The 14280-nt window shown below is 67.3% G+C and carries 9 protein-coding genes; all 9 read left to right on the top strand.

The window, feature by feature from the left end:
• Positions 1–595: 595 nt before the first annotated feature.
• The 9 genes from G4Z16_RS12230 to G4Z16_RS12190 all read left to right on the top strand — a co-directional run bounded on the left by G4Z16_RS12230 (position 596) and on the right by G4Z16_RS12190 (position 14097).
• Positions 596–1210: a dihydrofolate reductase family protein gene (locus G4Z16_RS12230; RefSeq protein WP_197350821.1), complete on the top strand. Its 615-nt coding sequence runs from the start codon at positions 596–598 to the stop codon at positions 1208–1210.
• A 587-nt stretch (positions 1211–1797) separates the two neighbouring features.
• Positions 1798–2232 (top strand): 50S ribosomal protein L11, encoded by a 435-nt coding sequence (gene rplK, locus G4Z16_RS12225; protein WP_028433846.1) that lies wholly within the window; start codon positions 1798–1800, stop codon positions 2230–2232.
• Positions 2233–2332: 100 nt separating this feature from the next.
• Positions 2333–3055, top strand: coding sequence for a 50S ribosomal protein L1 (gene rplA / locus G4Z16_RS12220; protein ID WP_197350820.1), 723 nt, complete (start codon positions 2333–2335; stop codon positions 3053–3055).
• A gap of 153 nt (positions 3056–3208) precedes the next feature.
• A complete protein-coding gene (locus tag G4Z16_RS12215) occupies positions 3209–4102 on the top strand; it encodes an SCO4651 family lipoprotein (protein ID WP_197350819.1) in 894 nt (297 codons plus the stop codon).
• A 296-nt stretch (positions 4103–4398) separates the two neighbouring features.
• On the top strand, positions 4399–4938 hold the full coding sequence (rplJ, locus tag G4Z16_RS12210; RefSeq protein WP_197350818.1) for a 50S ribosomal protein L10: 540 nt from the start codon (positions 4399–4401) through the stop codon (positions 4936–4938).
• A gap of 117 nt (positions 4939–5055) precedes the next feature.
• On the top strand, positions 5056–5445 hold the full coding sequence (gene rplL / locus G4Z16_RS12205) for a 50S ribosomal protein L7/L12 (protein ID WP_070008907.1): 390 nt from the start codon (positions 5056–5058) through the stop codon (positions 5443–5445).
• Positions 5446–5962: 517 nt separating this feature from the next.
• Complete coding sequence (gene rpoB / locus G4Z16_RS12200) at positions 5963–9448, top strand: DNA-directed RNA polymerase subunit beta (protein WP_197350817.1); 3486 nt, start codon at positions 5963–5965, stop codon at positions 9446–9448.
• A gap of 127 nt (positions 9449–9575) precedes the next feature.
• Positions 9576–13475 (top strand): DNA-directed RNA polymerase subunit beta', encoded by a 3900-nt coding sequence (locus G4Z16_RS12195; RefSeq protein ID WP_197354422.1) that lies wholly within the window; start codon positions 9576–9578, stop codon positions 13473–13475.
• A gap of 58 nt (positions 13476–13533) precedes the next feature.
• Positions 13534–14097, top strand: a complete 564-nt coding sequence (locus G4Z16_RS12190; RefSeq protein ID WP_246530812.1) for a DUF1707 and DUF4190 domain-containing protein — start codon at positions 13534–13536, stop codon at positions 14095–14097.
• Positions 14098–14280: the final 183 nt, after the last annotated feature.

The raw sequence follows: 14280 nt of genomic DNA, 5'->3' as shown, positions 1-14280 counted from the left end.
AGCCGAACCCCAAGGCGCAGGAGGAAGAGGGCGGGAGTGAAAGAGGGTGCTGGGTGGGGTCGGCCGGCTCCACGGCTTTACGGAGCCAACTTGGAGCGAGCCTCTAAGATCATGGCCCAGATCGGGCTATTGCGGGCAGGCGAGGAGCCAGCCCGATTCGCAGAAGCGTAAGGGCCATGATCTCTCGCTCCAAGCCAGCTCCACCCCAAAGCCGTTCCGCCGACCTCTGGGCAGCGTTGGAATTCCAACGGAGGAGGCGGGAGCAGTGTCGGACGTCAGACACTGCCAACAACGAAGCTGGGCCGTCTCTGGGCCGTCCAAGAGCGGCCAACGGTGACAGACGCCAACAACTGGCCACACAGGATCTGCGCAGGTCAAGAGGATGTACCGAGGAAACAACGCACGTGGCAGACTCGGCCCACCACTTCCAGAAGAACTGAGCGATCGAGCACGCGAAAGGCCCCTGGCCAGCGCACCGGCGTTGAGCAGGGGCCTTTTCATGCCCTGTGAGCCGTCATGGGCCGCGGGGACCGCGGGTTGCGGGCCTCCCTTGCGTGCACGATGAGTTCGGGCGGCAGATCGTGTCTGCCCTGGCATGACTCGAATCATCGCTGACATCTCGGTGTCCCTCGACGGCTTCGTCACCGGGGCCGACCCCGGCCCGGACAGCGGTCTGGGCGCCGGTGGCGAGGCCCTGCACACCTGGGCGTTCTCCGACGACCCCGGCGACCGCCGGGTCCTGCGCGAGGCGACGGCCCGCTCGGGCGCCGTCGTCCTCGGCCGCCGGCTCTTCGACGTCGTCGACGGGCCGCACGGTTGGGACGACACGACCGGCTACGGCGCCGGCGAGGTCGGCAAGCCCGCGTTCGTCGTCGTGACGAGCTCGCCGCCGGAGTCGGTGCGGCTCACCGACCTCGACTGGACGTTCGTCACCACCGGTCTGAATGACGCGGTGGCCGCTGCGCGCCAGCGTGCCGAGGCCGCGTCGTCGGACAGGGGCAAGGACCTCGACGTCGTCCTCATGGGCGGCGGCGCCCTGATCGGCTCGGCGCTCGACGCCGGACTGGTCGACGAGTTGACGCTGCACCTCGCACCCGTCGTGCTGGGCTCCGGAACGCCCCTGTTCAGCGGCGGTTCGCAGCGCGCGCTGGCGCAGCGGAGCGTGACGTCCACATCGACGGCGACGCACCTGACCTACGACGTCCTCTGAGGACCCGGGGACTGTAATGCGTGCGCGGATCTCCCGTGCCCAGGAAGCCCGTTCGTCGGCGAGCAGACCGAGGACGACCGTGTCGGCGAACGAGCCGTGGACCCAGGCCGAGCGCCGCAGCGTGCCTTCGACCAAGAGTCTCAACCCGCAGGCGCTGCATGGCGCGAACCGCCAACCCGTTCTCGCACAGTAGGCGGACGACGTCCGAGCCGAAGCCGGGCCGCGGAAGTCGGGGAGGAGCGAAATCCCCAGGGGTGCCTTCCTGTTGGGCATGTCGATGGCCCACAGCAGGGCCGCGCGGCCAGTGCCGGAGTCTCGAGTTCGACGATGGAGAAGCGGGCTGTGTCGTCCGACGGCTCGGCCATGGCGAAGGGGGCGGAGGCGACCGGAGGTAGCACCCGGCATTGCCACCGGAACCCGACGAGCCGGTCAACTGGATTTGGCCGTCAGTTCGGCGGCACCCGTGCGGCCCTCCTGAGCAGCCGGTTTCAGGGCCGACCACGGTACGGGCTATCGTGGTGCGGTATGCCTTCATCCGTTCACAGGGTGAAGGACGAATCACCTCTCACTAAAGACCCGGAGAGAGCATGCCTCCCAAGAAGAAGAAGGTCGCGGGGCTGATCAAGCTCCAGATCCAGGCCGGCGCCGCCAACCCGGCACCGCCGGTCGGTCCGGCACTCGGCCAGCACGGCGTCAACATCATGGAGTTCTGCAAGGCCTACAACGCGGCGACCGAGTCGCAGCGCGGCTGGGTCATCCCCGTGGAGATCACGGTCTACGAGGACCGCTCCTTCACCTTCATCACCAAGACGCCGCCGGCGTCGAAGATGATCCTGAAGGCCGCGGGCGTGGACAAGGGCTCCGGCACTCCGCACACGACCAAGGTCGCGAAGATCACGCGCGACCAGGTCCGCGAGATCGCCACGACGAAGATGCCCGACCTGAACGCCAACGACCTGGACCAGGCCGAGAAGATCATCGCCGGCACCGCCCGTTCGATGGGCGTGACCGTCGAGGGCTGACCGGCCCGTCCCTCCCGTGGAAGGGCCCGCGCAGGCCCGCACCACGACTCCGTAACCGCCGTGCGGTCACAGCCGCACGACGACACACTCAGGAGCAGAAGTGAAGCGCAGCAAGTACTTCCGCGAGGCGGACGCCAAGATCGACCGGGAGCGTCTCTACGCCCCGCTCGAGGCCGTGCGTCTCGCCAAGGAGACCTCCACCAAGAAGTTCGACGCGACCGTCGAGGTCGCCCTGCGTCTGGGCGTCGACCCGCGCAAGGCCGACCAGATGGTGCGCGGCACTGTGAACCTGCCGCACGGCACCGGTAAGACCGCCCGGGTCCTGGTCTTCGCGACCGGTGACCGTGCAGCAGCCGCGGAGGCCGCGGGAGCCGACATCGTCGGCGGCGACGAGCTGATCGAGGAGGTCGCCGGCGGCCGTCTGGACTTCGACGCCGTCGTCGCCACCCCGGACCTGATGGGCAAGGTCGGCCGCCTCGGCCGCGTGCTCGGTCCGCGTGGTCTGATGCCGAACCCGAAGACCGGCACCGTCACGCCCGACGTGACCAAGGCCGTCAACGACATCAAGGGCGGCAAGATCGAGTTCCGTGTCGACAAGCACGCCAACCTCCACTTCATCATCGGCAAGGCGTCCTTCGACGAGACACAGCTCGTCGAGAACTACGCCGCGGCGATCGACGAGGTCCAGCGGCTGAAGCCCTCGGCCGCCAAGGGCCGGTACGTGAAGAAGACGTCCATCACCACCACGATGGGCCCCGGCATCCCTGTCGACCCCAACCGCACCCGCAACCTCCTCGCCGAGGAGGACCCCGCCGCCGTCTGAGCGCCACGCTCGGGCCCGTGCGGGCCGCACTGAACACCGGGCCCCGTCCTCCCCGGAGGGCGGGGCCCGGTGCTGTGTTGCACACGCGCCGGCTCCGTCCGGGATAGGGTCCTGTGCGTACTGCTCAACAAGTGGAAATACAGGGGGAATCAGATGCGCCAGGCCCGAATTGCCATGATGGCGGCCGGAGTTGTGATGGCGGCCGGTCTCACGGCTTGCGGCGGCTCCGGCGGTACGGACTCCGGCGGCGGCTCCAAGGACAAGGCGGGCCTCTCGCCGGCGCAGGTGGCCGTCAGCGCGCTGGAACAGGCGTCGAAGAGCACCGAGGAGAAGAAGTCCGCGAAGGTCGAGGGCGACCAGAAGCAGGGCACTCCGCAGGGTGAGATCTCCACGAAGACAGAGGGCTCGATCGACTGGTCCGGCGGCGGCACCACCGCCGAGATGACCGTCACGCAGCAGGGCGCCGGCGCGAGGGCCCTGCCGACGAGCGGCAAGCCCATGCCCGCCCGCTACACCGAGGACGCGATGTACGTGAACCTCGGTGACCAGTTCGCCTCCACGGCCGGCAAGGGCAAGCACTGGATGAAGTACGACTACGACAGGCTGGCGAAGCAGGCCGGCCCATCGGGCGCCCTGATCAAGGACCAGATGCAGAACAACAACCCGGCCCGCTCGGTCGATCTGCTCCTGGCCAGCGGCAAGGTGAAGAAGGTCGGCTCCGAGACCGTCAAGGGCAAGAAGACCACCCACTACAGCGGCACCGTCGAGGTCGCCGAGCTGGCGCGTATGCAGTCCAAGAACCTGACCGAGAAGGAACTGGACCAGCTGTCCGACCAGCTCGAGCAGCAGGGCTTCGACACGGAGAAGGTCGACCTCTGGATCGACGGCGACGACCTGATCGTGAAGAAGCAGGAGCGCGCCAAGGGCAAGAACGGCAACCTGGACTCGACGGTCTACTACTCGGACTACGGCACCGACGTCTCCGTCGAGGCGCCCGCCGCGTCCGACACCCTGGCCTTCGAGGACGCGCTGCCCGGCCGCAGCTGAGCGCCCGCCCCGGCAGGCATTCGGAAGGCCCCCTCAGGCATCGGATTTGGTGCCGGAGGGGGCCTTCGCGTAATCTCGTACGAAGCCAAAGACCGCTGGTCGTCGTCGTGCTCATCCAAGAGGCACGACGGCCGAAGGATCCGCTAGCTGCGGGCGACCCGCGTAGGTGATGAGGAAAGCTCCCGGGGAGACGTGCGTCGTCCCGGTCGAGCCACGCCCCATGCGCCTGCGCTGGGGCGTTTCGTCGTTCCAGCCCCTTCCGAGCGGTCTCATCACCCGGAAGGAGGCCGAGGCTCATGGCGAGGGAGCAGGTCGCGCCCGACAAGATCGCCGCCGTTGAGGAGATCACGAACAAGTTCCGTGACTCCAACGCCGCAGTGGTCACCGCGTACACAGGGCTTTCGGTTGCCCAGCTCAGGGAGCTGCGCCGCTCGCTCGGTGGGGACACCCAGTACCGCGTGGTGAAGAACACTCTGACCAAGATCGCGGCCAAAGAGGCCGGGTTCAACGAGCTCGACGAGTTCTTCACGGGCTCGTCGGCCGTCGCCTTCGTCACCGGTGACCCGGTCGCGGCGGCGAAGGGTCTTCGTGACTTCGCCAAGGACAACCCCGCCCTGGAAATCAAGGGCGGCATCGTCGACGGCGCGCTCTACAGTGCCGCCGACCTGAACAAGCTCGCGGCGCTCGAATCCCGCGAGGTGCTGCTCGCCAAGCTGGCCGGCGGCATGAAGGCGTCCATGGCGAAGGCCGCGGCGACCTTCCAGGCCCCGCTGTCGAAGTTCGCCCGTACCGCGGACGCGCTGCGCAGCAAGGTCGAGCAGGGCGGTGCCGAGTAATTCGGCTCCCGTCGAGGCCGGGCAAGCACACGCACCCGGTCGCAGCGGGCTCGAAGTCTGACGAACCCGTCGATACGTACACACGGCACCAGCCGGACTAGTGGAAGGACCGCCACCATGGCGAAGCTCAGCCAGGACGAACTGCTCGAGCAGTTCAGTGAGATGACCCTCATCGAGCTCTCCGACTTCGTGAAGAAGTTCGAGGAGAAGTTCGACGTCGAGGCCGCCGCCCCGGCCGCCGTCGCCGTCGCCGCCCCCGGCCAGGGTGGCGGTGCCGCCGAGGAGGCCGAGGAGCAGGACGAGTTCGACGTCGTCCTCACCGGCGCCGGCGACAAGAAGATCCAGGTCATCAAGGTCGTGCGCGAGCTGACCTCCCTGGGTCTCAAGGAGGCCAAGGAGCTCGTGGACAGCACCCCGAAGCCCGTCCTCGAGAAGGTCGCGAAGGACGCCGCGGACAAGGCGAAGGAGTCCCTCGAGGGCGCCGGCGCCTCCGTCGAGGTCAAGTGATCAACGGGGTCGTACGACCCCCTCAGCCAGGGGCGATCACCCAGCCGGGTGGTCGCCCTTCGGCGTCTCCGAAGCGGTCCCAGGGGTGCCCGGAACCGGCGGGTATGGTGATCTCCGCCGCCGTGGGGCCCTTGACGAACTCCCCTCGGCACGTAATTCTCTGGACGCGCCGTTCGCATCGATCCGGGTTCCGAGGCATGGATCGAGCACGAAGCGGGAAGTGTTGCGGCAAGCACGTTCCGTCCCGACGTACCGAGGCCGTCGGGATGGGCCGAGGCGGAGATGAACAACTAGGGGGCCCTCCCGGAGGGAACAAAGGACAGGGTCCTCCCGGAGGAGAGATTGCCACCGGCTGGAGGCGGAGACCGGGACCGAGCCCGGTCCCGAAATCTGCTCTGGACATCAGTGGGCCTTGAGGCTACACTGACCCTTTGCGCTGCCTGTTAGCTGCTCCCTGCCCGTCGCCAGGGGCACCGGTATGCGCGCAGAGAGTCCGAGCCCTCGGAAGGACCCCCTCTTGGCCGCCTCGCGCACTGCCTCGACCGCCAATTCGAACAACGGCGCCAGCACCGCCCCGCTGCGTATCTCTTTCGCGAAGATCAAGGAACCCCTCGAGGTTCCCAACCTCCTTGCCCTCCAGACCGAGAGTTTCGACTGGCTGCTCGGCAACGAGGCCTGGAAGTCCCGGGTCGAGGCGGCGCTGGAGAGCGGAAACGACGTCCCGACGAAGTCCGGTCTGGAAGAGATCTTCGAGGAGATCTCCCCGATCGAGGACTTCTCCGGGTCGATGTCGCTGACCTTCCGCGATCACCGTTTCGAGCCCCCCAAGAACTCGATCGACGAATGCAAGGAGCGCGATTTCACGTACGCGGCTCCGCTCTTCGTCACCGCTGAATTCACCAACAATGAGACCGGCGAGATCAAGTCCCAGACGGTCTTCATGGGCGACTTCCCGCTCATGACGGACAAGGGCACCTTCGTGATCAACGGCACCGAGCGTGTCGTCGTCTCGCAGCTCGTCCGCTCGCCCGGTGTCTACTTCGACAGCTCCATCGACAAGACCTCCGACAAGGACATCTACTCCGCCAAGATCATCCCGTCCCGGGGTGCCTGGCTGGAGATGGAGGTCGACAAGCGCGACATGGTCGGTGTGCGCATCGACCGCAAGCGCAAGCAGTCGGTGACCGTCCTCCTCAAGGCGCTCGGCTGGACGAACGAGCAGATCCTCGAGGAGTTCGGCCAGTACGAGTCGATGCGCGCCACCCTGGAGAAGGACCACACCCAGGGTCAGGACGACGCGCTGCTCGACATCTACCGCAAGCTGCGTCCGGGCGAGCCTCCGACGCGTGAGGCCGCGCAGACGCTGCTCGAGAACCTCTACTTCAACCCGAAGCGGTACGACCTGGCCAAGGTCGGCCGGTACAAGATCAACAAGAAGCTGGGCGGCGACGAGCCGCTCGACTCGGGCGTGCTCACGTCGGCCGACGTCATCGCCACGATCAAGTACCTGGTCAAGCTGCACGCCGGGGAGACCGAGTCGACGTCGGCCGAGGGCGACCAGATCGTCATCGAGACCGACGACATCGACCACTTCGGCAACCGCCGTCTGCGCAACGTCGGCGAGCTGATCCAGAACCAGGTCCGCACGGGTCTCGCCCGTATGGAGCGTGTCGTCCGTGAGCGGATGACGACGCAGGACGTCGAGGCGATCACGCCGCAGACGCTGATCAACATCCGGCCGGTCGTCGCCTCCATCAAGGAGTTCTTCGGCACCAGCCAGCTGTCGCAGTTCATGGACCAGACGAACCCGATCTCGGGTCTCACCCACAAGCGCCGTCTCTCGGCGCTGGGCCCGGGTGGTCTGAGCCGTGAGCGCGCGGGCTTCGAGGTCCGTGACGTGCACCCCTCGCACTACGGCCGCATGTGCCCGATCGAGACGCCGGAAGGCCCGAACATCGGTCTGATCGGTTCGCTCGCCTCGTACGGGCGGGTGAACGCCTTCGGCTTCGTCGAGACGCCGTACCGCAAGGTGGTCGACGGTGTCGTCGGCGATGAGGTGCACTACCTGACGGCCGATGAAGAGGACCGCTTCGTCATCGCCCAGGCGAACGCGCCGCTCACCGAAGAGATGCGCTTCGCCGAGGACCGGGTGCTCATCCGCCGCCGTGGCGGCGAGGTCGACCTGATCCCGGGTGACGACGTGGACTACATGGACGTCTCGCCGCGCCAGATGGTGTCGGTCGCGACGGCCATGATCCCCTTCCTCGAGCACGACGACGCCAACCGCGCGCTCATGGGGTCGAACATGATGCGGCAGGCCGTGCCGCTCATCAAGGCCGAGTCGCCGCTGGTCGGCACCGGTATGGAGTACCGCTGCGCGGTCGACGCCGGCGACGTCATCAAGGCCGAGAAGGACGGTGTCGTCCAGGAGGTCTCGGCCGACTACGTCACGGTGGCCAACGACGACGGCACCTACACCACGTACCGCGTCGCGAAGTTCACCCGCTCCAACCAGGGCACCTCCTTCAACCAGAAGGTGCTCGTGGACGAGGGCTCCCGCGTGATCGACGGCCAGGTCCTCGCCGACGGCCCGTCCACCGACGAGGGTGAGATGGCGCTCGGCAAGAACCTGCTGGTCGCCTTCATGCCCTGGGAGGGCTACAACTACGAGGACGCGATCATCCTCAGCCAGCGTCTGGTGCAGGACGACGTCCTCTCCTCGATCCACATCGAGGAGCACGAGGTCGACGCTCGTGACACCAAGCTCGGCCCCGAGGAGATCACCCGGGACATCCCGAACGTCTCCGAGGAGGTCCTCGCCGACCTCGACGAGCGCGGCATCATCCGCATCGGCGCCGAGGTCGAGGCGGGCGACATCCTCGTCGGCAAGGTGACCCCGAAGGGTGAGACGGAGCTGACGCCGGAGGAGCGGCTGCTGCGCGCGATCTTCGGTGAGAAGGCCCGTGAGGTCCGTGACACCTCGCTGAAGGTGCCGCACGGCGAGACCGGCAAGGTCATCGGCGTACGCGTCTTCGACCGCGAGGAAGGGGACGAGCTGCCCCCGGGTGTGAACCAGCTGGTGCGCGTGTACGTGGCGCAGAAGCGGAAGATCACCGACGGTGACAAGCTCGCCGGCCGTCACGGCAACAAGGGCGTCATCTCCAAGATCCTCCCGGTCGAGGACATGCCGTTCCTCGAGGACGGCACGCCTGTCGACGTCATCCTCAACCCGCTCGGCGTCCCGTCCCGGATGAACCCGGGACAGGTGCTGGAGATCCACCTGGGCTGGCTCGCCAGCCAGGGCTGGAACGTTGCCGGCATCGACGAGGAGTGGGCACGGCGCCTGAAGCAGATCGGCGCCGACGAGGTCGCCTCGGGCACCAACGTGGCCACCCCGGTCTTCGACGGTGCGCGCGAGGACGAGATCACCGGCCTCTTCCAGGCCACGGTCCCCAACAGGGACGGCGACCGGATGGTTCTGCCCTCCGGCAAGGCCCACCTGTTCGACGGCCGCTCCGGTGAGCCGTTCCCGGACCCGATCTCGATCGGCTACATGTACATCCTCAAGCTGCACCACCTGGTCGACGACAAGCTGCACGCCCGTTCGACCGGTCCGTACAGCATGATCACCCAGCAGCCGCTGGGCGGTAAGGCACAGTTCGGTGGCCAGCGCTTCGGTGAGATGGAGGTGTGGGCCCTGGAGGCGTACGGCGCCGCGTACGCGCTGCAGGAGCTCCTCACCATCAAGTCCGACGATGTCACCGGCCGCGTGAAGGTCTACGAAGCCATCGTCAAGGGCGAGAACATCCCTGAGCCGGGCATCCCTGAGTCGTTCAAGGTGCTCATCAAGGAGATGCAGTCGCTCTGCCTCAACGTGGAGGTGCTGTCCTCGGACGGCATGTCCATCGAGATGCGTGACACGGACGAGGACGTCTTCCGCGCGGCGGAAGAGCTCGGTATCGACCTGTCCCGGCGCGAGCCGAGCAGCGTCGAAGAGGTCTGACGGGTCCGGCCGGGACGCGTTCGCCAGGCGTTCCGGCCTCCCCCTTCGGCCCTGGGGGCCTGGAGGTGACCCCTCCAAACCCCGCTCAGACCATTCATCGACACAACCCTGAGAGGGATTGACGAGAGTGCTCGACGTCAACTTCTTCGACGAACTGCGGATCGGCCTCGCCACCGCTGACGACATCCGTCAGTGGTCGCACGGTGAGGTCAAGAAGCCCGAGACCATCAACTACCGCACCCTCAAGCCCGAGAAGGACGGACTCTTCTGCGAGAAGATCTTCGGTCCGACGCGGGACTGGGAGTGCTACTGCGGCAAGTACAAGCGCGTCCGCTTCAAGGGCATCATCTGTGAGCGCTGCGGTGTCGAGGTGACCCGCGCCAAGGTGCGCCGTGAGCGGATGGGCCACATCGAACTGGCCGCACCCGTCACCCACATCTGGTACTTCAAGGGCGTTCCGTCGCGCCTTGGCTACCTGCTGGACCTCGCTCCGAAGGACCTGGAGAAGGTCATCTACTTCGCGGCGTACATGATCACGTACGTCGACGAGGAGCGCCGCACGCGCGACCTGCCGTCCCTGGAGGCGCACGTCGGTGTCGAGCGCCAGCAGATCGAGCAGCGCCGCGACGCCGACCTGGAGGCACGCGCCAAGAAGCAGGAGTCCGACCTGGCCGAACTCGAGGCCGAGGGTGCCAAGGCGGACGTCCGGCGCAAGGTGCGCGAGGGCGCGGAGCGCGAGATGAAGCAGCTCCGCGACCGCGCGCAGCGTGAGATCGACCGCCTCGACGAGGTGTGGTCCCGCTTCAAGAACCTCAAGGTCCAGGACCTGGAGGGCGACGAGCTGCTCTACCGCGAGCTGCGCGACCGCTTCGGGACCTACTTCGACGGCTCCATGGGTGCTGCTGCCCTGCAGAAGCGCCTGGAGACGTTCGACCTGGACGAGGAGGCGGAGCGGCTCCGCGAGATCATCCGTACCGGCAAGGGACAGAAGAAGACCCGTGCGCTCAAGCGCCTCAAGGTCGTCTCCGCGTTCCTGCAGACCAGCAACAGCCCCAAGGGCATGGTGCTGGACTGCGTGCCGGTGATCCCGCCGGACCTGCGTCCGATGGTGCAGCTGGACGGTGGCCGCTTCGCGACCTCCGACCTGAACGACCTCTACCGCCGCGTCATCAACCGCAACAACCGCCTCAAGCGGCTTCTGGACCTCGGTGCGCCCGAGATCATCGTGAACAACGAGAAGCGGATGCTGCAGGAGGCCGTCGACGCGCTCTTCGACAACGGCCGCCGCGGCCGCCCCGTCACGGGTCCCGGCAACCGTCCGCTGAAGTCGCTGTCCGACATGCTCAAGGGCAAGCAGGGCCGGTTCCGCCAGAACCTGCTCGGCAAGCGCGTCGACTACTCGGCCCGTTCCGTGATCGTCGTCGGCCCGCAGCTCAAGCTGCACCAGTGCGGTCTGCCGAAGGCGATGGCGCTGGAGCTCTTCAAGCCGTTCGTGATGAAGCGCCTGGTGGACCTGAACCACGCGCAGAACATCAAGTCGGCGAAGCGCATGGTCGAGCGCGGCCGCACGGTCGTCTACGACGTGCTGGAAGAGGTCATCGCCGAGCACCCGGTTCTGCTGAACCGTGCGCCGACGCTGCACCGCCTCGGCATCCAGGCCTTCGAGCCGCAGCTGGTCGAGGGCAAGGCCATTCAGATCCACCCGCTCGTGTGCACCGCGTTCAACGCGGACTTCGACGGTGACCAGATGGCCGTGCACCTGCCGCTGTCCGCGGAGGCGCAGGCCGAGGCCCGCATCCTGATGCTGTCCTCGAACAACATCCTCAAGCCGGCCGACGGCCGGCCGGTGACCATGCCGACGCAGGACATGGTGCTCGGGCTGTTCTTCCTCACCACGACCGAGGAGCAGCGCGAAACCATCGGCGACGGCAGGTCGTTCAACTCGACCGCCGAAGCGATCATGGCCTTCGACGCCGGGGAGCTCTCGCTCCAGGCGGAGATCGACATCCGCTTCCCGATCGGTTCCGTACCGCCTGCGGAGTGGACGCCGCCGCTGCCCGAGCAGGGTGAGCCCGAGTGGCAGCCCGGCGACGGCTTCCGGCTGCGTACGACGCTGGGCCGCGCGCTCTTCAACGAGCTGCTGCCCGAGGAGTACCCGTACGTCGAGTACTCGGTCGGCAAGAAGGAGCTCTCCCAGATCGTCAACGACCTGGCCGAGCGCTACCCGAAGGTCACCGTGGCGGCGGCGCTGGACAACCTGAAGTCGGCTGGTTACTTCTGGGCGACCCGTTCCGGCGTCACCATCGCCATCTCGGACGTCGTCGTCCCGGACGCCAAGCCGGAGATCATCGCCGGTTACGAGGCTCAGGACGAGAAGGTCCAGAAGCAGTACGAGCGCGGCCTGATCACCAAGGACGAGCGCACGCAGGAGCTCATCGCGATCTGGACCAAGGCGACCAACGAGGTCTCCGAGGCGATGAGCGACAACTTCCCGAAGACGAACCCGATCTTCATGATGGTGGACTCGGGCGCCCGAGGGAACATGATGCAGATGCGTCAGATCGCCGGTATGCGCGGTCTGGTGTCCAACGCGAAGAACGAGACCATCCCGCGGCCGATCAAGGCGTCGTTCCGTGAGGGTCTCTCCGTGCTGGAGTACTTCATCTCCACGCACGGTGCCCGTAAGGGTCTCGCGGACACCGCTCTGCGTACCGCCGACTCCGGCTACCTGACGCGTCGTCTCGTCGACGTCTCGCAGGACGTGATCATCCGCGAGGAGGACTGCGGCACCGACCGCGGCCTCAAGCTGGAGATCGCGGCCAAGGGTGCGGACGACGTGCTGCGCAAGGCGGCGGACGTCGAGACCAGCGTGTACGCGCGCTGCCTCGCCGAGGACATCGTCGTCGACGGCAAGGTGCTGGCACCGGCCGGCACCGACCTGGGCGACGTGCTCATCGACGAGCTGGTGCGGTACGGCGTGGAGACGGTCAAGACCCGCTCCGTCCTGACCTGTGAGTCGGCGGTCGGCACCTGCGCCATGTGCTACGGGCGTTCGCTGGCCACCGGCAAGCTGGTCGACATCGGCGAGGCCGTCGGCATCATCGCGGCCCAGTCGATCGGTGAGCCCGGCACCCAGCTGACGATGCGTACCTTCCACACCGGTGGTGTGGCCGGTGACGACATCACGCAGGGTCTGCCGCGTGTGGTCGAGCTGTTCGAGGCCCGTACGCCCAAGGGCGTCGCGCCGATCTCCGAGTCGGCCGGCCGGGTCCGTATCGAGGAGACGGAGAAGACCAAGAAGGTCGTCGTCACCCCGGACGACGGCTCGGACGAGACCTCGTACGCCGTCAGCAAGCGCGCCAGGCTGCTGGTGGGCGAGGGCGACCACGTCACCGTCGGCCAGGCGCTGACGGTCGGTGCCACCAACCCGCACGACGTGCTGCGCATCCTCGGCCAGCGTGCGGTCCAGGTGCACCTGGTCGGCGAGGTCCAGAAGGTCTACAACTCGCAGGGTGTGTCGATCCACGACAAGCACATCGAGATCATCATCCGGCAGATGCTGCGCCGCGTGACGATCATCGAGTCCGGTGACGCGGAGCTGCTGCCGGGCGAGCTCGTGGAGCGTACGAAGTTCGAAGGTGAGAACCGTCGCGTCGTGGCGGAAGGCGGTCACCCGGCCTCCGGCCGTCCGCAGCTGATGGGTATCACCAAGGCTTCGCTGGCGACCGAGTCGTGGCTGTCGGCGGCGTCCTTCCAGGAGACGACCAGGGTCCTCACGGACGCGGCGATCAACGCCAAGTCCGACTCCCTGATCGGCCTCAAGGAGAACGTCATCATCGGTAAGCTCATCCCGGCCGGTACGGGCCTGTCCCGCTACCGCAACATCCGGGTGGAGCCCACCGAGGAGGCCAAGGCCGCGATGTACTCGGCCGTCGGCTACGACGACATCGACTACTCGCCGTTCGGCACCGGCTCCGGCCAGGCGGTCCCGCTCGAGGACTACGACTACGGTCCGTACAACGCCTGACCCGAGGTCATAGCTCTGCTACAGAGGGCGGCCGTCCCTACCGGGACGGTCGCCCTCTGTGCATGATGTGTCAAAGGGGGTGGTGCGGATGCTCGCGGGGAATGCCGACCGGGACCGGGCGGGGGACGTGCTCAAGGCCGCCTACGCGGAGGGCCGGCTGACCAAGGACGAGTACGACTACCGAGTGGGGCGCGCTCTCGCGGCCCGTACGGTGGAGGAGCTTCAGCAGCTGACGAGCGACGTGCCCAACGGGCCGAGCGCCGTCCCTCCGACCTTTCAACGCTCCTTCGCACAGGGCCAGTTGGTGCCCTTCCAGCCGCAGCACATCGCGCCGTACTCGGTGCCCCGCCGGCACAACGGCACGGCGGCTGCGGCGCTCGTCTGCGGCATCGCGGCCCCTGTCCTCTCCCTCATCACCGCACCGCTGCTGTGGGGGCTCCATGCCCCGTACCTGTTCTGGATCGGAGCGGCTCCGGGAGTGATCCTCGGGCACAAGGCGCGCAACGAGATCCGCCGCACGGGAGAGCGTGGCGAGGGCTCGGCGACGGCGGGACTGATTCTCAGTTGGATCTTCCTTGTGCTCAGCGGTCTGACGGCGCTCGTCGCAACGGCGTCGGGCTGAGCGGCCTTCCTTTCACGGTGTCCTGACGGGCCGCCGACCTGGGGCCGCGGAGGCCCGTGTGCCGCGTGGAGGCTTGTTTTGACCGGGGACGACGCGGTAGGTACGCTCTGACCTTGTGCCTGGGGTGCCCCCTGCGCTCTCGTAAGCGATCAGACGCTCGGGAAGTGCGGACGGTGGCACCGG

This window comes from Streptomyces bathyalis, assembly GCF_015910445.1.
In the GTDB taxonomy this organism is placed as follows: domain Bacteria; phylum Actinomycetota; class Actinomycetes; order Streptomycetales; family Streptomycetaceae; genus Streptomyces; species Streptomyces bathyalis.
This window is presented reverse-complemented; position numbering and strand designations above follow the sequence as displayed.